Origin of the sequence: Portibacter marinus, assembly GCF_021533195.1 — a bacterium.
GTDB lineage: Bacteria > Bacteroidota > Bacteroidia > Chitinophagales > Saprospiraceae > Portibacter > Portibacter marinus.
This window is the reverse complement of record NZ_JAJNKB010000002.1, coordinates 554,645-578,866: the sequence shown is the minus strand read 5'-3', so window position 1 is coordinate 578,866 and position 24,222 is coordinate 554,645. Positions and strand designations below refer to the sequence as shown.

Below are 24,222 nucleotides of genomic sequence, written 5' to 3'. Positions count from 1 at the left end.
GTTAACAATAGCATGATCACATTATAATTTTTTTATATATGATCGAGAGATTGAACCCAGCCATATGAAAGTATGAACATTTATAAATATTAAAATTTAATAGTCTATTTCTTATAATATTTGAAACCAAATATTTATTAGTTATGAATAATAGGAATTATTCTTACATTAGATATGAATTTTATAAATCGACTTAACTACTACAATACAATATTGATATAAAAGCAAACAACATAAATTATGAAGAAGGAGACCATCTCTATACATGGTGGATATGATACAGAGCCGACCACTAAATCGGTAGCTGTACCCATTTATCAAACTGTGGCCTATGAATTTGACAATGCACAACATGGTGCTGACTTGTTTAATCTGGCAGTTGCAGGTAATATTTATACACGCATCATGAATCCCACAAACGATGTTTTGGAAAAGCGCGTAGCTGCTCTGGAAGGTGGGATTGCAGCTCTGGCATTAAGTGCGGGGAGTGCTGCTGTGAATTACAGTATACTAAACATTGCTGAATCAGAAGACAATGTGGTTACCGTCCCCTTGCTTTATGGAGGGACTTACACTTTGTTTAAACACATGCTTCCCAAGCAAGGCATTGATATTCGTTTCGCGGAATCTGACAGCGCAGAAGACCTAGAAAAGTTGATTGATGAAAATACAAAAGCAGTTTACTGCGAGACCATAGGTAATCCTGCTGGGAACATTCCTGATTTACAGTCAATTGCAGATATGGCTCACAAGCATGGTGTTCCATTGATAGTCGACAATACAGTGGCTTCTCCTGCAGTATTGCGACCGATTGAATTTGGAGCAGATATCGTTATACATTCCCTTACAAAATACATGGGCGGCCATGGTACCACAGTGGGAGGAATTATAGTGGACAGTGGTAATTTTCCATGGGCGAAATATCCCAAGAAATTTCATATGCTTAATGAGCCAGAGCCCTCGTATCACGGCGTTGTTTACACAGAAGCATTCGAAGCAGCTGCCTATATTGGTCGTGTAAGAACTGTGGCGCTAAGAAATACAGGCTCTGCACTCTCGCCATTAAATGCATTTTTACTTCTACAGGGAATCGAAACACTTAGTCTGCGGATGGAAAGACATTGCTCCAATGCCCAGGCTGTTGCAGAATATCTGGAAGGACATGATATGGTAGAATGGGTTCAATTCGCAGGATTAAAAAGTAGTCCCTACTATGAGTTGGCTCAGAAATATACAGATGGAAAACCTTCTTCACTGTTGACCTTTGGAATAAAAGGAGGTTATGACGCTGCTGTCAAGTTTTACGATGCTTTAAAAATTTTTAAGAGGCTGGTCAATATTGGCGACGCTAAATCATTAGCTTGTCATCCGGCATCAACGACGCATCGTCAGTTGTCAGAGGCTGAACTGAAAACAGCAGGTGTAAAGCAAGAAATGCTGAGACTATGTGTTGGAATTGAACACATCGACGATATTATAGGTGATCTTGAACAAGCCTTTTCTGCTCTATAGGCATGTGAGAAGTATTTTGGTTAATACTGAAGCCTTTCGCAGCAGAAACGAAAGGCTTTTTTATTTACTCATGTCATAAAACAATCCGACGGAATAACTGGGTGCGGCAGCAATGATCCTTCCTCTGAAAGCCGAAGCAAATGAGGCGGATACTCCAAATCTTTTAGTGACATAGTAGGCAGCCTCTGCTCCGTAACTGGTAAATTCAGAGTTGTTTGAAAATATGCTGGTGCTCGAAATCGTGGCTGCAGTCTCACCATTTTGAAATGATTCCACGCCATTCAATCTGCCGATTAACCATAACCGATTATTTAATAGGCCCATTCCGGCTTCCAGTCCATATCTGAATTCATCGCTAAACCCTCTCGTTCTATTATTAAAACCTACCAATGCACTGAAGTAAGCACCTATATTTTCCGATAATTGAAAACCTTGTCCTGCATCTATCTGCACCAATTGATTAAATTCGCCATCTCCTGTTTGTAAGTTCCCTTCACTTCCAGCAGAGGGGACTCCAGTGGGAAGTCCTAGAGTCAGTGAAACAGATACTGGAAAACTTCTGCTAATGGCATATTTAGCAGTGATGTCGATGTCACCTAAACCATTGATGGCTTCACCTGGAACCAATAATTCTTGATTTGTAGCGGATATCAGGTTATTCATATAGTTTCGACTAAGCAAAGGTGCATACACTATGCCTGTTAATCTATCTGTAAATCCATATTCGGCATAGATCGTTGTATTGAATAAGCCAGTGGTGATATTAGGGTCTAGTAAGCCTTGATCTGTATAGTGCTGGTCAAATACAAGCCACCATTCTGAAAGTTTTAAGTACACCTGCCCTTTTTTTTGGGGCCATGGCCCTCCAGCCAAAAGGCTTCCTGCATACAAAAATAGAATTGCTACAATATATTGCTTTTTCATTGATCTTCAATTTCTCCGTGTCCAACTTTGACATTGAACGGTTTACAAAAATAAAGGACATATCCATATTGCTCTAATTCCACATTCTCAATGGTATAGGTATGTGCGCCCTCGAAAACTTCCACAGCCTGGATTTCAAGTGCTCCACTGATAGTGCTCGGATTGTTGGTTAGATAGACATACAAGCCAGGGAGTGCTGTAGAGGCCTCGTAATCATCGAAGAATGCCAGCTCTATAGACCCATCATCATTTGAGGTGAGGGTAAATTCACCGGTAAGCTTGTAAGTACTGGTGGTACTCACCAGCCCTTTTTTACCCTTTGTTTGTTCTTTTACCGTTCTTTCACCAACGCCCACCGTACGGCTGTCCGTGACCAATGTTCCTTCCAGGTCTGTATATTCGGCAGTAATTTCAGCGGATCCGGGTGACTTCGCAGATGCCAGTCCCATCTGATCCACTTGTATGATGGTTTCATCGGAAGAGGTCCACTCCGCCTCCACTTCTTCTTCTTTTCCGACATAGTTGAGAAAACTGATTTGAAACTGATAAGTAGAGTCCAGTGCAATAGAATCAATAGGATTGGTGATCCGAAGAATCGGGTCTACCCGATCGTCAATGAAATCGTCGCCGATACAGGAAAAGAAAAATATCGATATAAAAAATAATATTACTGTTGTTTTCATTTGACTTGTTTGAATATGGTTATCATTGCGGAAACGTGCTTAACAGTTTTTAGTTGGCAGTTTTGCACTTTTTTGAACTCAATTGCATCCTAACGGACATCTGCTTGAAACGCTATGGTTTTGTGATCTTTTTATATCTTTCCGAAGTGAAAAACGTCATTTTCATCTTTCTATGCTTGTTGGGTTTTAAGTTGGTAAGTGCTCAGGATACCTTGTACATTTGTAATCCTGGGGAAGCCATTGAATTGCAAACCGAGCAAGGCGACTTTTTATATCTGTGGACCCCATCTAAAAGCCTGACGAACCCTACCATCTACAATCCCACCGCTAGACCTTTAGAAGAAACAACTTATATTGTCAGGCGTATCACTTTTGAACCCACTCAAAATCTAATTGAAAACCCTGATTTCTCTGAAGGAAATGTAGGGTTTAGCAGTGATTATCCCTTTGTCGATGCGATCAATACACAAGGCGTTTTTGGAATTTCGACCAGTGCAAAGTCCTTGAATGGCGTATTTTTCGAAGATTGTCCAGATCATACTACTGGAGATGGACCGATGATGGTAATAGACGGCTCACCGGTAGCCAATGAACGAGTATGGTGCCAGACCATTGACATCAAACCTAATTCAACTTACGCCTTCTCATCATGGCTAACATCGGTAAAAAGAGAGAACCCCGCCATGCTGAAATTCTCTATCAATGGCACACCCATAGGTCAGGTTTTTACTGCTGCTCAAAACGTTTGCGAGTGGCGGCAATTTTACGAATTATGGAATAGTGAATCAGCTGAGACTGCTGATATTTGTATCATCAATCAAAATACTAACCCTAACGGCAATGATTTTGCATTGGATGATTTTGCTTTCTTCGAATTAGAACAGATTGAATTTGATACCATCGTTGTGATTGTGGAAGCGCTCATTGCAGCGGAAGAAAGAAGGTTTTACATTCCGAATATTTTCTCACCCAATGAAGATGGTTTCAATGATGTTTTTGAAGTATTTACAGGCAAAGGCGTAGAAAGTGTAAACTACCTTAAAGTTTTTGATCAATGGGGCAACCTGGTATCCAATGGCCAGAGTTGGGATGGACGATTAAATGACCAGCCAGCCAACGTGGGCCTCTATGTCTATGTTGCCGAGATTTCTTTTTCGAATGGGGATGTAGACATTTTCCAGGGAAGCCTACAATTGGTCAGGTAGCTTGGTGCGCTTCGCTTCCTTCTCTTTTCTAATGACTTCCACTAAGCTTGATTCATGAAATTTAACGCTGTATTGATCAAACTTGACCCTCACTTCTCGATTATAAGGCTTGTTTAACCCTTTGAGATCAAATGGAATATGCTTGTACTCTTCCAGAAATTCCTCAATGCTTTTTTGTATGACAAATTCAACATGTTCAAAACCTTCTTCATACTTGCTGCCATGTTTAGGAGCCGGGATTTCAAGAATTGCAATTTTTCTTTCCTGGTATGTCAATGGCGGAATAAGTTGGAAATTCATAATGGGACGACCATTAACCAACGATTCACTCAACAGCTGATATTCATTCGTGAGATGCGTTTTTATTTCATCATATCGTTTCATGCTTTGCACACGATAACATAAGTGGTCCATTTCAAGGTGATCAACTTTAATTGCTGACCTTTCAAGTTCTCGAAATATGGTATCCAGAAACAAATGAAGACTTTCTTCTTTAAATATTTCACTCATAGTTGATGATTCCGAACATAAATATTATCTCCAAGACTTAGATGATTATGAAAAATATACACGAAGATAGGATTCACATTGTAAATGATACCGATTGTGATGAAAACGGTAAATATATCTTGTATTGGGCTATTAAATCTTTCAGAGCTCATTGGAATCACAGTTTAGAATATGCAGTAGGATTGGCTGAGAAAGAAGATTGTGGAGTAGTGGTCTGCACGCACCTGGAGAACACTCAAAATCACTTGACTGAAAGACATATCAAATTTCACGTAGAGGGCTTGCAAGACTTCAAAAATGAACTAAGTGATAGAAATATTAAGTTCGTTTTTCGATTAGGCTCGGCTTCTGATGTATTCAAGGATTTGCTGAAAGATGCGAAAGCGGTTGTATCGGATTTTGGCTATCTCAGAGAAAATACCTCCGTTACCAATCATATTCACAAAACTTTTTCAAGCAAATTGGTTTTGGTCGAATCCAATGTCACCGTTCCTGTTGAGGGTGTTTCTGATAAACAAGAATATGCTGCCAGAACGATCAGGTCAGACATTATGGATGCATATCAAGATTACTTAGAAAAACCCACATCATCCAAAGTACCTAAATCAACTTTGAATTATAGTTTAGACTCTAGGTCGATAGATTCTTATCAAAGCATTATCGATGACCTGAGTTTTTCTGAACATACAAATGTAGTAGAAGAATACAAGGGTGGGCATAGTGAAGCAAAATCCAAGTTGGATTATTTTTTAAATAGTGAATTAAATGATTATGATGATGCTCGTCAATCGCCCACGGATCGATCGGTTTCTGAAATGAGTATGTATCTCAGATTTGGACATATCGCACCAAGCTATATTCTTTCCAGAGTGGAATCCAGGCGTAAAACCGATGACGTCAAGTCTTACATAGAGGAACTTTTAGTAAGAAGAGAATTGACTCACAATTTTGTGTACTTTACAGAAGAGGACTACGACAGCTTAAAAGCATTACCTGATTGGGCACAAGAGACTTTGGACAAACACAAGTCGGATGAACGAGAGCATGTCTATACCAGATCAGAATTGGAAAATGGTAAAACGCATGATGAGGCCTGGAATGAGTGTATGAAAAGAATGAGGGAGACAGGTTACTTGCATAATCATATGAGAATGTTTTGGGGAAAACAAATTTTAGCCTGGACGAATACACCGCAGTTTGCCTTAAGCACACTTTTATATTTAAACAACAAGTATTTTCTGGATGGCAATGATCCAAATAGTTATGCTAATGCCTTGTGGATATTTGGACTTCATGACAGAGCTTGGGGTGAAAATGACGTATTTGGAAAGGTAAGAAAGATGAATAGATCCGGACTAGACAGCAAAATTGATGTGGACAAGTTTGTCGAAGGAAAATAAAAAATGCCTGTCAGTACCTCATTTATAAAGCCTACTTTCGCCAGGCTCTTGCACTTGATTGCTCTACTGTAGGAAAATCGTCTGGAACATCGATGGTCACTTTGCCAGTTGCTGCCCATTCTGCACCTCGTTGAAATGTAATTATAAATCCCACACTCTCCATAGAATAGTCCATATGACCTAAAGCCGTATGAAATACCCTACCTTCTCCATATTCGATCGTCATCAACATAGGTTCGTGATTTCCAGATCCCTTTCGTGTTTTATCCCACGGTGCTTGATTCCCTTCTTTATCTGAAAAGGCTGTAGCCAATACAGTCATATTTTCTGCTGGCCCCCTGAGTCTTTCATATAATTCATCCTTAGTGTGCAACCACTTTTCTGGTAAATCTTTCATAATAGGATGATCTGGTGACCTTGTGGTAAGAACAAACTCATGTTGAGGCCCGTGAGAACCTGCATTACCCTCGGACATATCGCGCTGGAGTTCATCGTTATCATCATAATATACATATGGTCCACTATTTTCATCTCTTCCTCCCCAGCCACCTAAGCCAATCATTTTATTATACTCATCCCAGTCTCCAAAAGCATTGTTTGCTGCATGAATGATGACCAGTCCTCCTCCAGATTTCATGTATTTGACAAAATCATCCTGAGTTTGCTTTGGCCAGTCAGCCGTCTGCCATCCAAAATTGCAAATCACAACATCATATTTGCTGAAGTTGGGGTGGTAGTCAGAGTCTGACTGCGGTTTGCTAGTATGTTCAAATTCTTTTTCTGATTCAATGGGATACATGTCCACCAATTGCTGAATGCTGTCTACTCCTTCAATTTCATTATGGTGTGGACCTTGATATATGTACTTTGTCCTTTCGATGTCCACTTCGAACAGTCCAGTTTCCTCTAGATAATCTTTCATCATCACGGTGGTCATCGGAAACACACCATGATTATTTTGACCATCTATGATCAGAGCTTTCAACTGGTCGTTTTCAACTTTTTGGCTTTTAACAGTGGTCTTATCAGAGCAACTTATAATTGTCATCAATGCACTTAGAAATATTAAAACTGTAGTAAACTTCATAGCAAGATTTTTCCGAACATCAATATAGAAAGTTTGTCCTGAAACCAATCTAAGGCTTCGTCAAATTTTTTCCAGGTTGTCTATCAAAAGTCAATAACTAAGTAACGATTCTTCTTCTATCAAAAAAAAATCGATGGCCAGATGACCATCGATCGTTATTTTCTTTTCTTAATTCATCATACCATTGGCAGAAACAGACTTTAAAAACAATAAATCTCCCTGATTTTACCAATAGCATTGAATTTGCTGACTACTCTCCTCCTAACTCTTTAATTTTATATTCAGCCTGCTCTTTATAATCACCTTCTTTCACTTGCTTATAAGCAGCAATAGCTTCAGCCGTTTTTCCTAATCCTTCTAAAGCAAGTCCTTTAGCAACGTAAAACTTATCTTCAATCTTTCCCTGCGCTTCGCCAGCTTGAATAGACTTTTCAGCAGTCTCCAATGCACCTTCAAAATCTTTCTCCTCTACCTGGCATCTCGCAACATAGTACATGACCTCCGGCATATTTTCAAATTCTTCAATCTTTTTTCCAGCCTTAATCGCATCAGCATACTCCTTGGCTGCGAAAAGCTTACCAACGACCATTTTAGACCTTTTTTTAGCTTCTGATACCTTCTTTGTGTCGTCCGTCTCTTTGGCCACTTTAGCTCCTTCTATAAATGCTTCAACAGCTGCAACTTTCTCTCCCTTCGCATTCTTTACTTTCCCTTTTCCAATATAATTACTTGGATATTCAGGATTCATCTCAATTCCTTTGTCATAATACATCATCGCATTTTCGTAATCCTTGGCTTTCAAGGCTGAATTACCTGCCTGGTAAGCGGCAACCGAACCATTCTTTTTAGCAAGTTCTATCACTTTCTCATCTTCTTCCTCAGTGGCCTTTTCAAGTGCCTGGCTCATCAAATCAAAGCCCTCAGCATATTTTTTCTCTTTTAGCAATGCCAAACCGTCATTGTATAAAGCAGCCGGAGATGGCTCAGCTTCTTCATCCTGAGCAATCACTGTTGAGAAGCCTAAAGACATCATTAACAGAATTGCAAAAAGCTTAGTGGTCAAGTTTTTAATCTGAATACTCATTCCTTATCTAGTTTTATCCGTTTATAAATTTTTTAAGTAAATCTTATTTTCTGCGAGGCCATAAAAGTATGAAATTGTTCAAAAAAAACGAAATTCAAATTTGATGCGCTGCATTGATAACCGTTATTATTACGTTCACTTTGGCACCATAGTTCCGATATTCTCCGTTTAACGTTTTATTAACGAGCATATAATTCCTCTTATACCTGGTTATCTCTCAGAATTTCAAGCGGCGGTTTATTGACTACTTCCCTACTGTTCGCAAGACCAATCAGGATGGTAATGCCCGTAACAAGAACAAATATGACCAATATCGGAATCCATTGAACGTTAAAGTTCAATTCGAATACAAATTTGACCAAAAGAAAGCTTGAAACCAAAGCTATAAATATGCCTGTCAACGAACTCAAAGCACCCAATAATCCGTATTCCACGATATTTATTCTCAAAATCTGCTTTTTAACCGCACCGATGGTCCTCATCAAGACGCTTTCATTAATGCGTTGAAACTTGGACAAAAACAAGGAACTGATTAAAACGATCATTCCGATCAAAATACTAAAGGCGGCCATAAACTGAATGGCGTAGCTCAATTTCGACAGTATATCGTTCAGCGTTACTAAAATAGATCCCAAGTCAATAATAGAAACATTGGGAAACTTTTGTACCACTTCATTTCTGTACGCAGCCGTGGTTTCCGCATCAGGGGTCTTGGTCACCAAAACATGAAATTGTGGTGCATCCTCCAGTACACCTTCTGGAAAGAGAATAAAAAATCTGGTTTCCAGATTTCTAAAGTTTATTTCACGTAAACTTCCTACATAGGTTTTGACCAAAGCTCCCTGCACATTCCAGACGATCTCATCCCCCAGACCCACATCCAGAGACCTTGCCCAGGACTCGCCAAGGCTTATAAATATGGAATCTCCGGGTTCGACCTTTCCGATGTATTCTCCTGCGATTACTTTATCATTTCTGGAAACAGTATCTGAATAACTCACCCGTGCCTCACGATTCATGGCCCATCTCCTTGCAGTACGAGCAGTATCCTGGAGCCATTCCTGCTTGGTCTTGCCTTTCCACCCATATAAATCCATGGTGATGATGGGTGTTTGCTGCATCAATGGCATCCCATAACGTTCGGTAATGTCGGCCAGCTCATCTTTTTGCTTGGTTTCAATTCCAAACAAAATGGTATTGGCCTGATTGCCAGCACCCATATCACTAACATTTTTTAAAATCAACCCCTGCACAATAAATAAAGTGGTCAGGATAGCAGTCCCTAAACCAATGGACACTATCAACGTTCTGGTCTGATTATTAGGTCGGTATAAATTAGAAAGGCCCTGTCTTAATATGAAATTCCAGTTTCGTGGAAAAAATCTTCTAACCATCCAGATGACTATCCTTGCAACGCCAAACAGAATCCCAAATGCACCTATTAACCCTCCTGTGAACACCGCGGCATCCTTCAGATTGCCCATCAGACTCCATAAAAAACCAAAAATGGCTAACACAATCAATCCATAAATGGTCCACTCCACGCGATCGAATTGGTTTCTCTCCTCTTCATATGAGCTCCTCAATGTCCTTAGCGGACTGATATTTCTCACCCTGATTAATGGAACCAGAGCAAACAACATGGTAATGATTAAACCCACCAAGATTCCTTCTCCTATAGCTCTCCATGACATTTCCATTTCAACAGAGTAGGGTAAAAAGCTTTCAAAGACGATCGGCAAGAACACCTGTATCGCACTGCCTATCGCGGCGCCTATCAAAACACTTAAGAAGGCCAGTGCTAAAATTTGTATAAAGTAGATGAAAAATGCCTCATTTCCATTCATTCCCAGACATCTGAAAATGGCAATGGATTTTACTTTATTTTTAACATAGATCAGTACACTACTGGCTACACCAATGCAGGCAAGGAGCAACGATACTAATGCTATTAAATTTAGAAAATTATTGAGCGAGCTAAAAGCTTCTTCCAGATTTTCCTTTTGACCTTCCACGGTCTGAATTCGCATGCCATTATCCCGAAAATCATCATTTCTAAGCATTCTCCATTCATCAGGATCGAAATCATCTCCCGTTTTTCTATAGATCGTATAATCCACCAAACTTCCCGGTTGAATGAGGTCCGTTGAATCAAGGTAGGATCTTCCGATGTATACCACCGGGGCAAAACCAGAACCTATATCTACAGATCCAAATGAACTTTTCAACCTCCCCCCGATTTTAAAGGTTGCTTTTCCAAGTTTAATGGAGTCACCAATTGCAGCATTGTATTGCAACAGCATACCATCATCAACGAGTGCCAACTGTTGACTCTGAAAATCAAAATTTTCAGGCTCGGTCAGCAACTTTCCATAATACGGAAATCCTCCTTCAAGAGCTTTTATTCTAACAAACTGAGAGGCTTCCTGCTGAGGTAAATAGGCCATGGATAGCAAGGCTACTTCTGTTGATTTTTCACCGGGAACGCTATCAATAACATTTAACCATTCTTCTTCAAAAGGCTTATTGTTTTCAAACACAAGATCAGCTCCCAGTAGCGACTTAGCCTGTCGGTCAATATCCCGAACCAAATTGTAATTAAAAGAATTAATAGCCACAAGTGCAGCCACTCCTAATACGATCGAAGACATAAATAAGATCAGCTTACCACGGTCACGACGACTATCTCTGAAAGCATTCTTAAAAAGCAGTCCCGTTTTCATGCCTTGACTTTTTCATCTGTCATGATCTTACCTCCTTTTAGCCTGATGATCCTGGACGTTTTCCTGGCAAGTTCCATATCGTGTGTTACAATAACCAGAGTGGTATTATGCTCTTTATTCAAATCAAACAGTAACTTTTCAACAACCACACTGGTTTCATCATCCAGGTTGCCCGTAGGCTCATCTGCAAAAAGAATATCAGGCGTATTAGAAAATGCTCGTGCCAATGATACACGTTGTTGCTCACCACCTGATAATTGATTCGGGTAATGGTTCATCCGATCTCCAAGCCCTACCCTTTCTAACAATTCCTTAGCCTTATGGCCAGCCTCCGCCGCTTTATCCTGTAATTCTAGAGGTAGCATAACATTTTCCATGGCCGTTAAAGTGGGCAACAGTTGGAAGTTTTGGAAGATAAATCCAATGTGTTTGTTTCTTACCTCTGCTTTATCATTTTCACTTAATAAATTGAGATGGTGATTGACCAATCTAATTTCACCAGAGCTGGAAACGTCCAGTCCTGCACACAATCCCAACAAAGTAGTTTTACCACTACCTGAAGCCCCTACTATGGCAACAGTCTCGCCCTCTTCTACTGAAAAATTAATATCGTCCAAAACTGTCAAAGACCTATTGACGCCTTCATAAACCTTCGAAACTTCACTTACTTCTAAAATCATCGATCATTATACTTGTTCTTACTCAATCAGATATTACCTTTGAGCAAATGAAATATTACTTACTGTCTTTATTGCTGCTGTTATCGCTTCAAGCATGCAAAGATAAACCAAATAATGATGTGAAAGTTGGCGACAATGAAACAAATGTCCAGACACTATCGACCAATCAGCAAAATTCGGGTAAAAAGCGGATCATGTTTTTTGGAAACAGCTTAACTGCAGGTTATGGCTTGGAGGAGGGGCAGGACTTTCCATCCCTGATACAAAACAAACTCGATTCGCTAGGTCTTGAATATGAGGTGATCAATGCAGGACTTAGTGGTGAAACCACCTCAAATGGTCTTGAGCGGATTAATTGGGTATTAAGAGAGCCCGTGGATATATTTGTCTTAGAGCTTGGTGCCAATGATATGTTAAGGGGCACCAGTGTGGAATCTACCGAACAGAATCTCCGCGCTATCTTGGACATCGTTCAGGAAAAAAGCCCTGATGCTGAAATCATCATAGCAGGCATGCAGGCCGCTCCTAATATGGGTGAAGATTATGTCGATGTTTTCAACGATATCTATCCAAGACTGGCAAATGATTACAATGCTGAATTAATCCCTTTTTTCCTTAAAGATGTAGCCGGGGTAGAGTCGCTCAACTTACCTGACAGAAAACATCCAAATGTAGAAGGTCAGAAAATTGTGGCTTCTAATGTCTGGGAGGTTTTGGAGCCAATGGTTCAAGACTAAAAAAATAGTATTTTTATAGGGTTAAATTTTAAATCCAATGAAATTAGGCGCATTTTCTATCAGTTTAAGTGTAAAGGATCTCCATACCTCTCAAAAATTCTACGAAACTTTGGGTTTCCATGTTTTCGGAGGAGATATTTCCAGAGGCTACCTCATCATGAAAAATGGGGAATCTTTAATAGGTCTTTTCCAGGGCATGTTTGAAGGGAATATCCTGACCTTTAATCCAGGCTGGGACCATAATGCGAAGCCTATTGATGATTTTAATGATGTCAGAGATATTCAAAAGACTTTAAAAAACGCCGACATAGCCTTAGACCAAGAGATTGACGAATCGACTAACGGACCAGGAAGTATCATGTTCAAAGATCCGGATGGCAATGTCATCCTGGTGGACCAACATGTTTAAATTTTTAGTTAAGCTTTTCGCAAGAGTTTTTCAGCAAAGAAGCTTAACATTTCGATTAACTCATTATCATCCACGGGATCGCTGTGCAGACTGGTTAGCCTGGGTAAGTGCTGCGCAAAGTAAATTTGGGTATTAGACATTTCAAAAAGGTTACTGGCCAGACTCTTAGCATACGGAAAATCAGGATCAATCTCACAGATGATTTCTGAAATCATGATGATCAACTTTTTGTAAGACCAAAATAACCCTGCTTGGTTTTCAGTGTCCACATGAAAAGTATGATAAGCCTTTGCACTTTCATTGATCACCAATTTATGTAATACGTTCTCGTTAATATATTGTGTATCTACATTTTCCGAAGTTGCATGCACCATTTTTTTGATGGCTACTTGTAATCTGTTTCGTGGATCTTCAATATTTTTCACATTGACATTGATCAAATAGTAAACCCATTCCCAGTACCACGAGGTAAGAAATAGCAATAAGTAATGTTTATTTTCGAAATATCGATAAATCGATTTTTCCACAGAGTCAATTCTATGGGCCAACTTCTTAAAAGTAAAGGCTTCGAAACCAATTTCATCAATCAGTAATATACTGTACTGTAAAATTTTCTTGCCCAGGTCAGTATCTTGCGGATCTCTAATAAACAGGGAGTTATTCATCTCAAATTTGATTCCGCAAATCATTAATTGCAAATTTATTGTTAATGTAGTGAACAATTATGACAGTATTACTGTCTTGTATGTTATCTTTACATTCACAAAGATGTGGAGAACAAAACAATGCGAATTTTAAGTGTCATCCTACTTGTCCTTTCTATTGCTTTTAGCGATGTAGTTTCTGGCATTATTTTCTTCGATGGTGAGACTGTAAGTTTGATGGATACAACTTGCGAAAACGAGACAGAATCAGAACAAGAGAAGGAGATAGACGGCAAGAAAGAATCAAAATATCGCGTTGGTAATCATTTCCTTCTGAATCATTCAGAAATGCATTCAGCACTTTATGCATTGATCGAAAATGGCGAAAAGTTGAATACTCCTTACCAGGAAATTCATAGCCCTCCTCCCGAAGCATAGAAGATTCTATTTTATCGATTTGGTCAGCTAGACAACTCTTGCCTTATGGTGAGATTATGATTACTCGACCAATCTTTTTCCATATAAAAACCTATGTCTGCAAAAATGAAAGCAGATCTATTAGGTCATCTAAATTTCTAAACTTAAAATTTTACTTTCATGAAACTTCATACACTTAAAAACGATATACCTGCTAGTATCGTAGTATTTTTTGTCGCACTTCCATTATGTCTCGGAATTGCACTTGCGAGTGGTGCACCTTTGTTCTCCGGACTGATTGCCGGTATCGTAGGTGGAATCATTGTCGGTATATTGAGTGGGTCTCAAATCGGGGTCAGTGGACCTGCCGCAGGGCTTGCAGCCATCGTTTTATCCGCCATTGCTACGCTGGGAAGTTGGGAAAACTTTCTATTAGCGGTAGTTTTAGGTGGTATTATTCAAATTGGCTTTGGAATTTTAAGAGCTGGAATAATCGGATACTACTTTCCTTCATCAGTGATTAAGGGGATGCTTACCGGTATTGGTATTATCATCATTCTTAAGCAAATTCCCCACTTTTTCGGCTACGATGAAGATCCTGAGGGTGACTTTGCCTTTTTTCAGGTCGATGGAGCCAACACTTTTTCAGAAATATTCAATCTTATTGGAAACATTAGCATTGGTGCCACAATTATAGCGTTTATTGGTCTGGGCATCTTACTCCTGTGGGAAAAAGTGCTTTCTAAAAAACATAAGTTTTTCACGATCGTGCAAGGTCCTCTGGTCGCCGTTGCAGTAGGAATCATTTACTTCCTAATAACACAGGGAAGTGAAAAATTTGGCATCAGCAATGAGCACCTGGTTAGCGTACCAGTTCCTTCAGATTTCGATTCTTTTATTGGTCAATTCAGCACACCAAATTTTTCACAGATAACCAATCCTGCCATTTGGGTAACGGCTTTTACAATTGCATTGGTTGCAAGTTTGGAAACCTTACTATGTGTTGAAGCCACTGACAAATTAGATCCCGAAAAAAGGGTTACCCCTACGAATCGAGAATTATTAGCGCAAGGCACGGGAAATGTTATTTCGGGAATGATAGGAGGATTACCTATAACACAAGTCATCGTTCGTAGTTCAGCCAATATCCAATCCGGAGGTAAGACCAAAAAATCAGCGATCATTCATGGATTCTTCCTATTGATCTCCGTGATTTTAATTCCAAATATATTGAATATGATTCCATTGTCTGTGCTTGCTGCGGTACTTTTAATCGTCGGATTCAAGTTGGCGAAGCCCGGACTTTTCAAAACTATTTACCAACAAGGTTGGAAACAGTTTGCACCGTTCATTACGACGGTTGTAGGTATTATATTTACAGATTTACTGGTAGGAATAGGCCTTGGATTGCTAGTGGGAATTGCAGTCATACTGTTGAAAAGTTATCAGAATTCGCATTTTCTTCATATTGAAGATAAGAGTAATGGTCAGACAAAGTTTAAGATGACCCTAGCTGAGGAAGTTACATTTATAAATAAAGGAGCCATCCTAAAAGAGCTGGAAGCGCTTCCAGAAAATTCTTACTTAGAATTAGATGTCAGGAAAACTAGATACCTGGACCATGACATCATTGAAATACTTGAAAATTTTGCTCAAAAAGCTAAGGCAAGAAATATTTCGATTTACTTGATTTCTGAAAGAGGTAACGTAGAGAACCCTGACAGTTATATTGAGTTTTTCAAATTAAGAAAAGCAAGTTAGAAGTTTAGATTGTGAAGCATCCGGTTTTTGAAGTGCTGGGTGCTTCTTTTTTATTTCACTTCCACTTTGTATTTTTCCAGCAGTTCTTTCAATTCATTTCTTTCTGACTCATAGTCGGGGTCAGAGATGAGGTTACGAGTTTCATGGTGATCCTTGACCAGATCGTAGAATTCTTCAAAGACGACATTATCCGGACTCAATCCCGGAAAGTATCTCATGTATTTTTGCGTCTTGGTGACCACACCCTCTGTACTTGGAATGACGTAACCTGGTGTTAAAGGCCAAAGGTGTTCATATAAGAATGACGATCTGATTTCGCCGCTTTCTCCTGTAATTAACGGCAAAAGAGTCTGTCCCTGATAATTGGCAGGAGCAGTAATACCAGCATAATTAAGGATGGTTGGAGCAAGATCGATATTAAGAGAAATACCTTCTACTTCTCCAACAGCCGCCATTCTCGGATCATGAATGATTAATGGTGTTCTGATAGAGGGTTCACTTCCATACCATTTGCCAGCAAAACCATATTCACCCAGATAGAAGCCGTTATCACTGGTGTAAATTATGATGGTATTGTCTGCTAGACCAGCAATCTCTAATTCTTTAATCATTCGACCCAGTTGCACATCTATTCCGTGAACCAGTCGATAGTAACCTTCAAGTGAGCGGTCATATCTTTCTTCAGTGTCAAATCTTCTTCTATAGCGCTGTCTGGCCACATTATTCTGGCCAAATCCGTCTCCGTTAAAGTGGTCAAAATATTCGGGAGCTGCTGTTAAAGGTTTTTCCCAAACTACTTCAGTATACATCGATTGATATTCCAGGTCATAAGGAAAGATCCTGCTGATAGGTGCTCCATCCTGAACGTGAGGAGCCTTGAAACTTACAGATAGACAAAAGGGCTGATCGTTTGGAACACGTTGAATAAAGTCGATCACTTGGTTTCCGATTTTCTGGGTCAAATGGATAGGTGTTCCATCCTCATTGATCTGGCTGTAATTTCCCTGGCCACCAAATCCATTCCAGTAGTCGAAATGCGCAGAAGGGAGTAGAATTGAACCTACACCATATTTCCCAATAAAGCCTGTAAAGTAACCATTGCGCTTCAAAATCATTGGATAAGTATTGTCAAATGCCTCCTTATCAAAACCCTGACCGAAACCCCAAAGCTGGTGTCTACTTCCGTATTGTCCGCTTAGAATACTTGCCCTGGAGACAGAACAAATCGAAGTAGTGACGTAATGGTTTACAAAATTGGCTCCTTTTCTAGCAAGGTTATCAAGATTTGGTGTCTGAATAACTTCATTTCCATTGATACCCACCATGTCCCATCTTTGATCATCAGAAAGTAGGAATATGATATTGGGTGGTGCCGTAGGAGATTCTTTAGGAAGGCAAGAATACATGTTTGTAAAAAGGCAGATTATGAGTATCCATCTCATTTTTGAGTAGCTTTTGCGTCACTGATTTTGACTTTCATCCCTTCAGGAACATCATAATCTATAGCGTAACCTTTATCCGTTCGCTCAACCTGAACGGACACTAATCCAAGTGGTGACATGACTCGAGCGTTGGCCTTTTTGAGAGGTCCTAGTTTTGGTTTGATCTCAATGACCGAGTATCCAGGTTCAAGTGGTTGAATCCCAACGACATATTGGCTTAAAATAGTCAGCGGTCCGCCACTCCAACTGTGGTTATAGGTTCCTCCACCCCAGGTGGCGCTACCCACTTGCCATCCTTCCCATAAGGTTGTAATCGGACTTTCAACCATTTTTTGATATCTTCTTTTCATACGACCAAACATCAACATTTCCTGCCCCATTTGCATAAGCGCTTCATAGACATATTTTTCGAAGTAAGGACTACAATGCTCCCCTGCCATTATGGTTTTAGTGAGTGCACCATAATATTGTTCCGGAGCAATTCCGGATATTACAGCCAAGGCCTGTCCTCTTTCATCTGTTTCTCCATCATAATCGGGAGATCGGTATACTTCCCCATTCCAGAATTGCTGATTAAAATTATGTTTTAACGCTTCCATTTTTTTCTTAACTCCAATATGTTCTACTTGCTTGCCAAGCGCCTCAGCCATCAATGCTTGCCCTTTCAAAGCTAAGTAATACCAGCCATTAAAGATTAGATCCATGTCCTTGTGATTTCCCCAGTCGCCCCAGGTCCATCCTCCTTGCCGATTAATCACCAAACCATAGTCATTCACTTTCCAAAGCGATAAATAGTCTACCACATGAGGATAAACCTTTCGAATCGTCTCTAGGTCACCCGTATGCATGTAATAGTTCCAAAATCCATAGTAACCGACACTTGCCAGCATTTGAGTGGGAAGCTCTTGATCCCAATTCCCGGCAGGTATAGGAGAGAAAAGTGTGTAATCACTATTTTGCCAATTGACCAATTCCAGTATGGCTTTCTTTGTCAATAGATCACTTCGTCTATCAAATGCATAACTGCATTGACCGGACTGGATGACAGCGTCTCCCCACCATTGAGCCCTTTCACGATCAGGACAATCCATAAAATTGTCCCTCATGGTGATGTATAATGTCCTTGCCGATTTTTGCCACAGAGTATTTATAAAGGTATCGGTGCATTGAAACCCACCGCTAAATTCAGTCTGATATCCAGTCTCTCGATATTGAAGTGAGTGAATGATTACACCCTTAGGAAAATGATAGCGTACATAATGACCGTTCATCCACCCAGGAGTCTCAAAGGCTTGTATACCCTGTTTCGTCGTATAAATCGTGCGAACATTGAATTCACTACCGCCTTTATAATTATCGGTCCTAATGTCAATAACATCTCCACCCTCTGATTCGATCTGCATATGTGGCGTCACTTGCATATTATAGGGAAGTGGCATGACAATGGTATCACCTGCACTCACAAAAGGAAAGCTTAATTTGGAATTATAGGACTTCAACCCATAATCCTTCCATTGGGGAATGGGTCTTGTCATTGCTACATGATATGGGAAATCCACAATTACACTTTTAGAATACAAATTATTGGAACATCCCCAGAAAACTTCATTAGAAGGGTTGTCAACCTCTTCTCCTATTCTGGCATCGAATACAATATTTGATTCCGCCAATCGCCAATTCGGCTTAGGACCTTCATGTTGATCGGTGAAACATTCTATTTTACCTACTTCCCAAGATTCGTTGGTTACGAAATCAAAATGATCGCTATCGATCTTAAGGGCTGCTATACCACTATTCTTATGTGCAAAACCGTCCTTCCCAAAATGCCACAATGCAATGCTTATCTTATTTTTCCCTTCTGAGAGATAATTATCGAGGCTAATGGTATCTATGTAGTAGGAATCTCTAGAAGGGCCCCATTTGAGTCCACCCTCTCTCAAAATCAGCTTTTCATTCACCCATAACCAAAATTTAGTATCTCCGGCAATACGGATATGTGCAGATGGTTCGCTCCGATCCCAATCAATTTCTTTGGTGAATCCTAGCCACAAATTAGCCTTCGTTGTGGTGTCCAGATTCGCTAATGTAATCCAATTTCCCTCAATTTCATCTGTAGCATTGGACAAGGTCCAGTGGAAAAACATCAAGTATGACAGCAGTATTATTCTTTTCATTTCAAATTATATTGAAATACCTGCAATGTTTGACACTGCAGGTATTTCATTTTTGCTCCGTGCATTAACTTACGCTAAGAAAATGCCCTGATTATTTTAGAATATTAGCCAGACAGATTACTTAAAGATGATAATTTTCCTTAAGGTAGACTGATTATCCTGCTTTAATCGTAGGTAATAGAACCCATTTTGCAGATTACTAATATTCTCGGTGACAAAATGCTTTCCCTTTGCAAGCTTTCTCGTGACCAGGTTGCGGACCAGTCTTCCCTGGTTGTCATAAAGATCCATGGATACTGAACCTCGCTTCTTAATCTCAAATTCTATGTTAATCTCTGATTGTGCAGGATTAGGATAAGCTAGAAGTTCAAATACATCCTGTGGATCCAGCTCAATCGTATTTGATGGGAAAGTTGCTGATTGCCACTCTGTGGCCAATCTAATTTCATCAAATTCCAGATTATATGGAACCTGATCTGCTCCAGCTCCTGCCACTTTCATCCTAATCACATCAATGCCGTTGTTTAAATATGGCGTTCTTCTAAAATGATCCGCATTAGCGGTATCCGGCTCCGTATAAGGGTCTGGATTGACCCACATGAACACAGAGTCAGGCTCTTCAGTACCATTCATTACCATTTTGACCACTATCCAGTTTAAACCAACGTCCGGCTTGTCTTCGATTGCTGTAGGATTGTTGTTTTGAGGTGTTATTGCACCAAGATTTCCTGTTCCATAAATTCGACCAAATGCAATCATCTGACCTTGCTTGTTTCCCTCATTGGTATTTCTCAACGTTATGTTACCTACGTTATTTCTAGCTGGTGTTTCTTCAGAATTCATTAAGAAAGTCAACCAATAAGTTCGTCCATCATCCACCAGTGGAAAAGCTAAGGGACGGTCGATATGAACTTCTGTCCCTTCAGTTACAAATTCAATTCTTGCTTTATTTCCGATACTTTCTTCGACATCTTGATATTGAAGGCTGCTTTCAGCTATCAATTGTACATTTTCCTCAAGAGGATTAAAGTTTTGCCAGGTGCCATCCCAAAAAGCATTGATTCCTCCAGAACCCACAATTTCATCACCTGCATCGTAGTTAAAAGGCTCGTAAGCAATCAAATTAGGATCGTCACTTCCAAATTTAGGAGAAACTTCTCTGAAGGAAATGCCCATTCGCAATTCATCTATATTAGCTGTAGTGGCTTGAACTCCTGAGGCCACGACCTTAAAGGAATTCACACCGTTCTCGAAACTGCCTGACAAGGTGTAATCGGCATTGTTTTCGGCAGGTATAGCATCTGCTGTAGGATTGATCCACATGAAAAGCTGATCATCTGAGTCATCATTGAATACAAATTTAGATACCACCCATTTAGGTCCAGTGAGATCAATTTCACTTGTGGTGGCATTGAATTCACCATCGAAAAATACAAACTGTGCTAAACCTTGTGCACCTCCAAAGCCGGCGATCATCTCATCATTTTGATTAACATAACCAAACGTCAACTGATTACCGATTCCTTTACTCTCTACATCAATTAATGTGCTTGACCAGACTTCCCCTGGATTCAATCCGTAGGCTAATCTGAAACTTCTTTGAGCGGAAACCACATTGTTGTCTTGTTGAATAGCATATTTATTGGCTATGCCATCAGTACGATCACTCGAAATAGACCCTTCAGCTATCGTTCCTGCATCAACCGCACCTTCAGCAGTACTCCATGGTCCTGACCAACCTTCGCCACCATTTAAACCTTCGACTGATGATCCAACCTCATAGTCAAAACCATCATAGGCAGAACCTGGAACAAGAGCCTCTAAGTCGTCTGGAATGACATCCTCAAGTTCAGGACCGAATCTGAGTTCGTCCATTTTACCATTGAGTGCAGAAGGTCCTTCTAGTTTTGCACCAATACCTTCAAAACCGTCGTTCAGCTGGGCAGTAACAACCGCATCTGGGGTTAATGCATCCAAGCCATCAGAGACATCTGGATTGATATATATATGGATGGTTTCATCAGTATCATCGCCAGACATTTTGATCTCTGCTATTGCCCAATATGCCTCCATAGTACTGGTGCCCTCTACAGCACCACCTCCACCTGTAACTCTTTGTCCGTCCACACCAAAGTTTGATGAATTAGCGATCTTTCCCATTCTCACCATCTGACCTCCTGGACCTCCTGCTCCAAATCCAGCTGACTTGATGATCATCGCCTGTAAAACACTTCCATTTTCTTCAGGCAGACTATAATCGGAGTCCATTACCCATGATAAATAATATGTTTCTCCATCGTCTGGTACCGGAGAGGTCAAGTCTCTTACAAATCTTACTCCTTCGTCTCCCTCATTATGGATTATCGCCAAAGAATTGCCTGAGGTGGCTACTCCCATACTTAGTATATCAATTCCGCCACTCTCAATGATAGTCTGTGCATCACCTTTTTTCAATTGCCAGTTGGTAGAGAACCCTATACCACCTGCTTTTCCTTCGAGCGATTCACCTTCAGCATAGTCAAATTTTTCAAAAGCTGGTACCACACCTACATTGAGAACTTCAAGATCTTCGGGTACAACAGATTCTAGACTAGGTCCAAAACGCAAATCATCCATAAATCCAACAAGTGGTGCCCCACCTTCCAATTTGAAGCCCACCGCATCAAAACCATCATTTAACTGAGCATTAAATATGAGGTTAGCGCTATTTGTGTCCAATCCATTGGTTGCATTTTGATTTATATACAATGCAATCGTTTCATCTGCGTCATCACCTGACATCTCGATTCTGGCTACGGCCCAATATGCGTTTCTGGTATCTGTACCCGGAAGAAGTTTCACTCCTCCTGTCACTCTCTGACCATCAACACCAACATTTTCAGTATTAAAGATTTTCCCCATTCGTACCACTTGTCCTCCGGGACCTGCAGCACCAAAACCAGCGCTTTTCAATAACATGGCCTGAAATACGCTTCCATTTGATTCAACATCTTCAAAATCTACATCCATAAACCATGACATCCAATATACATCTCCATCATCAGTGACTGGAACTTCCAATTTACGGATACCTCTGACACCTTCATCTCCTGCAAGATGATCTATTTGTAAGTGATTATTAGATGTTAAGACATTTAAAGATTCAACTCCAAGACCACCTTCTTTAATAGAAGTTTGGATATTACCTTTCTTCGTATCCCAGGAGTCTAACCATCCTCTACCACCACTTAAAAGATTTAGTGTATCGCCAACTTCATAGTCAAATGGCTCTGATGATAAGACCACTCCTGTATTTAATACTCCCAAATCATCCGGTATTACATCTATTAATCTAGGACCAAATCGCAAATCATCTAAAAATCCAGTCAAAGATGCAGGCCCTTCCAGCTTAGCTCCTATTGCATCAAAACCTTCATTTAATTGCGCTTCAAATATCAGGTCTGCGTTCATAGTATCTAATCCATTAGAAGCATCCTGATTAATATAAATAGAAATCGTTTCATTGTTTTCGTCACCGGACATATCAATTCTGGCTACGGCCCAATATGCTTCTCTTGTATCTGTTTCATCAATAAATTTGGATCCTCCTGCAACTCGCTGACCATCTACACCAAAATTTATTGTATTAAATATTTTTCCCATTCTGACAGTCTGTCCACCTGGTCCACTTGCTCCAAAGCCTGCTGAAAGTAAAATCATTGTTTGAAATACACTGCCATTTTCTTCCGGGTTTTCATAGTCGTTATCCATGATCCATGACATCCAATAGGTTTCTCCATCATCCTTAACAGGGACCTCTAAATTTCTAATAAATCGGGCACCTGATTCACCAGCAACATGAGACACCAGCAAGTGATTGTTAGATGTGATGGCATTGATAGCTTCAACTTCCAATCCACCTTCGCCTATGACTGCCTGATCATTTCCTTTTTTAAACTCCCACGCTGAAGCAAATCCATCTCCACCATCCTTGGCGTTTAAACTGTCAGCTACATCGTAGTTAAAAGGTTCTGAAGCAGCTACTGGTATAGGATCGATGGCAATTAAATCCATAGGTGTCACTTCTTCTAATGAAGAACCGAATCGCAGTTCATCCAACCGACCTTCCAGATTTGCACCACCTTCTAGTTTGGCACCGATGGCATCAAAACCTGTATTTAGTTCTGCGGTGAATTGTAAATCTGCGTTGACCGGATCCAGGCCTTCACTCGTGTCCGGGTTGATAAAAATAGATATGGTTTCCTCCATTTCATCGCCTGACATTTGGATTATAGCAACTGCCCAATAGGCATCTCTTGTATCTGTACCTTCGATAAATTTGGCACCACCTGATACCCGCTGTCCGTCAACTCCGAATCGTTCAGTATTGAAAATTTTACCCATACGAACAGTTTGACCACCAGGCCCTGAAGGTCCTAAGCCTCCTGCTATGATCAGCATAGTCTGAAACACGCTTCCGTTAGCTGCGGGATCGTCATAGTCCGCATCCATGATCCATGACATGTAATAAGTGTTTCCATCGTCAGTGACAGGCTCCGCTAATAACCTTACCAATCTAGGGCCTCCTTCCCCATCGTGAGCAATGTATAGGTGATTATTAGTGGTAGCCCCTGCAATTGCTGGAACTTCTATTCCTCCCTCTCCTATCACCGCCTGTTCGGTACTTTTCGCGTCTTCCCAAGCCGTAGAAAAGCCTGTTCCTCCATCTTTTCCGATCAGTGTTTCTCCTGTTACATAGTCAAATGTCTCCACACTTTGTGCAAAACTCCATGCCGCACAAGCTGTAATCAACATCAATAAGTAAAATCTTTTCATATTCATATTCTTTTA

Annotated in this window: 18 protein-coding genes; 7 read left to right on the top strand and 11 right to left on the bottom strand. The window is 40.2% G+C overall.

From position 1 onward, the window contains the following. Positions 1 to 240 precede the first annotated feature (240 nt). Positions 241 to 1,512, top strand: a complete 1,272-nt coding sequence (locus tag L2567_RS06610; protein WP_235296959.1) for an O-acetylhomoserine aminocarboxypropyltransferase/cysteine synthase family protein — start codon at positions 241 to 243, stop codon at positions 1,510 to 1,512. 60 nt (positions 1,513 to 1,572) lie between these two features. Here L2567_RS06610 and L2567_RS06605 read toward each other — a convergent pair whose 3' ends face one another. After that, entirely contained in the window at positions 1,573 to 2,436 is an 864-nt protein-coding gene (locus L2567_RS06605; RefSeq protein WP_235296958.1) for a hypothetical protein, read from the bottom strand. Beyond that, positions 2,433 to 3,119 (bottom strand): Ig-like domain-containing protein, encoded by a 687-nt coding sequence (locus L2567_RS06600; RefSeq protein WP_235296957.1) that lies wholly within the window; start codon positions 3,117 to 3,119, stop codon positions 2,433 to 2,435. Before L2567_RS06600 ends, L2567_RS06605 begins: the two co-directional genes overlap by 4 nt. A 146-nt stretch (positions 3,120 to 3,265) precedes the next feature. Here L2567_RS06600 and L2567_RS21130 point away from each other — a divergent pair, with 146 nt between their 5' ends. Next, entirely contained in the window at positions 3,266 to 4,324 is a 1,059-nt protein-coding gene (locus tag L2567_RS21130) for a T9SS type B sorting domain-containing protein (protein WP_235296956.1), read from the top strand. Here L2567_RS21130 and L2567_RS06590 read toward each other — a convergent pair. Further along, the gene (locus L2567_RS06590; protein ID WP_235296955.1) at positions 4,307 to 4,834 is read right to left on the bottom strand and encodes a VOC family protein; all 528 of its coding nucleotides are present in this window, start codon (positions 4,832 to 4,834) and stop codon (positions 4,307 to 4,309) included. The two genes, L2567_RS21130 and L2567_RS06590, sit on opposite strands and share 18 nt — an antisense overlap. A 47-nt stretch (positions 4,835 to 4,881) precedes the next feature. On the opposite strand from L2567_RS06590, the gene L2567_RS06585 reads away from it, so the two are divergent. Further along, entirely contained in the window at positions 4,882 to 6,234 is a 1,353-nt protein-coding gene (locus L2567_RS06585; RefSeq protein WP_235296954.1) for a deoxyribodipyrimidine photo-lyase, read from the top strand. Between the two features lie 31 nt (positions 6,235 to 6,265). Here L2567_RS06585 and L2567_RS06580 read toward each other — a convergent pair whose 3' ends face one another. The 4 genes from L2567_RS06580 to L2567_RS06565 form a co-directional block, all read right to left on the bottom strand. Further along, the gene (locus L2567_RS06580; protein ID WP_235296953.1) at positions 6,266 to 7,321 is read right to left on the bottom strand and encodes a ThuA domain-containing protein; all 1,056 of its coding nucleotides are present in this window, start codon (positions 7,319 to 7,321) and stop codon (positions 6,266 to 6,268) included. A 250-nt stretch (positions 7,322 to 7,571) separates the two neighbouring features. Further along, a complete protein-coding gene (locus tag L2567_RS06575) occupies positions 7,572 to 8,405 on the bottom strand; it encodes a tetratricopeptide repeat protein (protein WP_235296952.1) in 834 nt (277 codons plus the stop codon). A 200-nt stretch (positions 8,406 to 8,605) separates the two neighbouring features. After that, positions 8,606 to 11,128 (bottom strand): ABC transporter permease, encoded by a 2,523-nt coding sequence (locus tag L2567_RS06570; protein ID WP_235296951.1) that lies wholly within the window; start codon positions 11,126 to 11,128, stop codon positions 8,606 to 8,608. Further along, positions 11,125 to 11,808: an ABC transporter ATP-binding protein gene (locus L2567_RS06565; RefSeq protein WP_235296950.1), complete on the bottom strand. Its 684-nt coding sequence runs from the start codon at positions 11,806 to 11,808 to the stop codon at positions 11,125 to 11,127. The genes L2567_RS06570 and L2567_RS06565 overlap by 4 nt, the downstream gene beginning before the upstream one ends. Before the next feature lie 47 nt (positions 11,809 to 11,855). Here L2567_RS06565 and L2567_RS06560 point away from each other — a divergent pair, with 47 nt between their 5' ends. Both L2567_RS06560 and L2567_RS06555 read left to right on the top strand, forming a co-directional pair. Next, positions 11,856 to 12,545, top strand: coding sequence for an arylesterase (locus L2567_RS06560; protein WP_235296949.1), 690 nt, complete (start codon positions 11,856 to 11,858; stop codon positions 12,543 to 12,545). Positions 12,546 to 12,582: 37 nt separating this feature from the next. After that, the gene (locus L2567_RS06555; protein ID WP_235296948.1) at positions 12,583 to 12,954 is read left to right on the top strand and encodes a VOC family protein; all 372 of its coding nucleotides are present in this window, start codon (positions 12,583 to 12,585) and stop codon (positions 12,952 to 12,954) included. A gap of 8 nt (positions 12,955 to 12,962) precedes the next feature. On the opposite strand, the gene L2567_RS06550 is transcribed toward L2567_RS06555, so the two are convergent. Further along, positions 12,963 to 13,643 (bottom strand): TetR/AcrR family transcriptional regulator, encoded by a 681-nt coding sequence (locus tag L2567_RS06550; RefSeq protein ID WP_235296947.1) that lies wholly within the window; start codon positions 13,641 to 13,643, stop codon positions 12,963 to 12,965. Between the two features lie 96 nt (positions 13,644 to 13,739). Between L2567_RS06550 and L2567_RS06545 the strand changes: the two genes are divergently transcribed. Together L2567_RS06545 and L2567_RS06540 are read left to right on the top strand one after the other, a co-directional pair. After that, entirely contained in the window at positions 13,740 to 14,036 is a 297-nt protein-coding gene (locus L2567_RS06545) for a hypothetical protein (RefSeq protein WP_235296946.1), read from the top strand. A 159-nt stretch (positions 14,037 to 14,195) separates the two neighbouring features. After that, positions 14,196 to 15,776 (top strand): SulP family inorganic anion transporter, encoded by a 1,581-nt coding sequence (locus L2567_RS06540; protein WP_235296945.1) that lies wholly within the window; start codon positions 14,196 to 14,198, stop codon positions 15,774 to 15,776. 50 nt (positions 15,777 to 15,826) lie between these two features. Here L2567_RS06540 and L2567_RS06535 read toward each other — a convergent pair whose 3' ends face one another. The 3 genes from L2567_RS06535 to L2567_RS06525 all read right to left on the bottom strand — a co-directional run bounded on the left by L2567_RS06535 (position 15,827) and on the right by L2567_RS06525 (position 24,207). Continuing rightward, entirely contained in the window at positions 15,827 to 17,218 is a 1,392-nt protein-coding gene (locus L2567_RS06535; RefSeq protein WP_235296944.1) for a sulfatase family protein, read from the bottom strand. After that, a complete protein-coding gene (locus tag L2567_RS06530; RefSeq protein WP_235296943.1) occupies positions 17,215 to 19,392 on the bottom strand; it encodes an alpha-L-rhamnosidase-related protein in 2,178 nt (725 codons plus the stop codon). The genes L2567_RS06535 and L2567_RS06530 overlap by 4 nt, the downstream gene beginning before the upstream one ends. 117 nt (positions 19,393 to 19,509) lie before the next feature. Next, positions 19,510 to 24,207, bottom strand: coding sequence for a T9SS type A sorting domain-containing protein (locus L2567_RS06525; RefSeq protein ID WP_235296942.1), 4,698 nt, complete (start codon positions 24,205 to 24,207; stop codon positions 19,510 to 19,512). Positions 24,208 to 24,222: the final 15 nt, after the last annotated feature.

Coding starts and splice junctions, on each gene's coding strand:
- L2567_RS06540 (WP_235296945.1), top strand. CDS start 14,196: ATGAAACTTCATACACTTAAAAACGATATACCTGCTAGTATCGTAGTA.
- L2567_RS06570 (WP_235296951.1), bottom strand. CDS start 11,128: ATGAAAACGGGACTGCTTTTTAAGAATGCTTTCAGAGATAGTCGTCGT.
- L2567_RS06580 (WP_235296953.1), bottom strand. CDS start 7,321: ATGAAGTTTACTACAGTTTTAATATTTCTAAGTGCATTGATGACAATT.
- L2567_RS06525 (WP_235296942.1), bottom strand. CDS start 24,207: ATGAAAAGATTTTACTTATTGATGTTGATTACAGCTTGTGCGGCATGG.
- L2567_RS06535 (WP_235296944.1), bottom strand. CDS start 17,218: ATGAGATGGATACTCATAATCTGCCTTTTTACAAACATGTATTCTTGC.
- L2567_RS06600 (WP_235296957.1), bottom strand. CDS start 3,119: ATGAAAACAACAGTAATATTATTTTTTATATCGATATTTTTCTTTTCC.
- L2567_RS06585 (WP_235296954.1), top strand. CDS start 4,882: ATGAAAAATATACACGAAGATAGGATTCACATTGTAAATGATACCGAT.
- L2567_RS06605 (WP_235296958.1), bottom strand. CDS start 2,436: ATGAAAAAGCAATATATTGTAGCAATTCTATTTTTGTATGCAGGAAGC.
- L2567_RS06560 (WP_235296949.1), top strand. CDS start 11,856: ATGAAATATTACTTACTGTCTTTATTGCTGCTGTTATCGCTTCAAGCA.
- L2567_RS06610 (WP_235296959.1), top strand. CDS start 241: ATGAAGAAGGAGACCATCTCTATACATGGTGGATATGATACAGAGCCG.
- L2567_RS06575 (WP_235296952.1), bottom strand. CDS start 8,405: ATGAGTATTCAGATTAAAAACTTGACCACTAAGCTTTTTGCAATTCTG.
- L2567_RS06555 (WP_235296948.1), top strand. CDS start 12,583: ATGAAATTAGGCGCATTTTCTATCAGTTTAAGTGTAAAGGATCTCCAT.
- L2567_RS06545 (WP_235296946.1), top strand. CDS start 13,740: ATGCGAATTTTAAGTGTCATCCTACTTGTCCTTTCTATTGCTTTTAGC.
- L2567_RS06565 (WP_235296950.1), bottom strand. CDS start 11,808: ATGATTTTAGAAGTAAGTGAAGTTTCGAAGGTTTATGAAGGCGTCAAT.
- L2567_RS06590 (WP_235296955.1), bottom strand. CDS start 4,834: ATGAGTGAAATATTTAAAGAAGAAAGTCTTCATTTGTTTCTGGATACC.
- L2567_RS06530 (WP_235296943.1), bottom strand. CDS start 19,392: ATGAAAAGAATAATACTGCTGTCATACTTGATGTTTTTCCACTGGACC.
- L2567_RS06550 (WP_235296947.1), bottom strand. CDS start 13,643: ATGATTTGCGGAATCAAATTTGAGATGAATAACTCCCTGTTTATTAGA.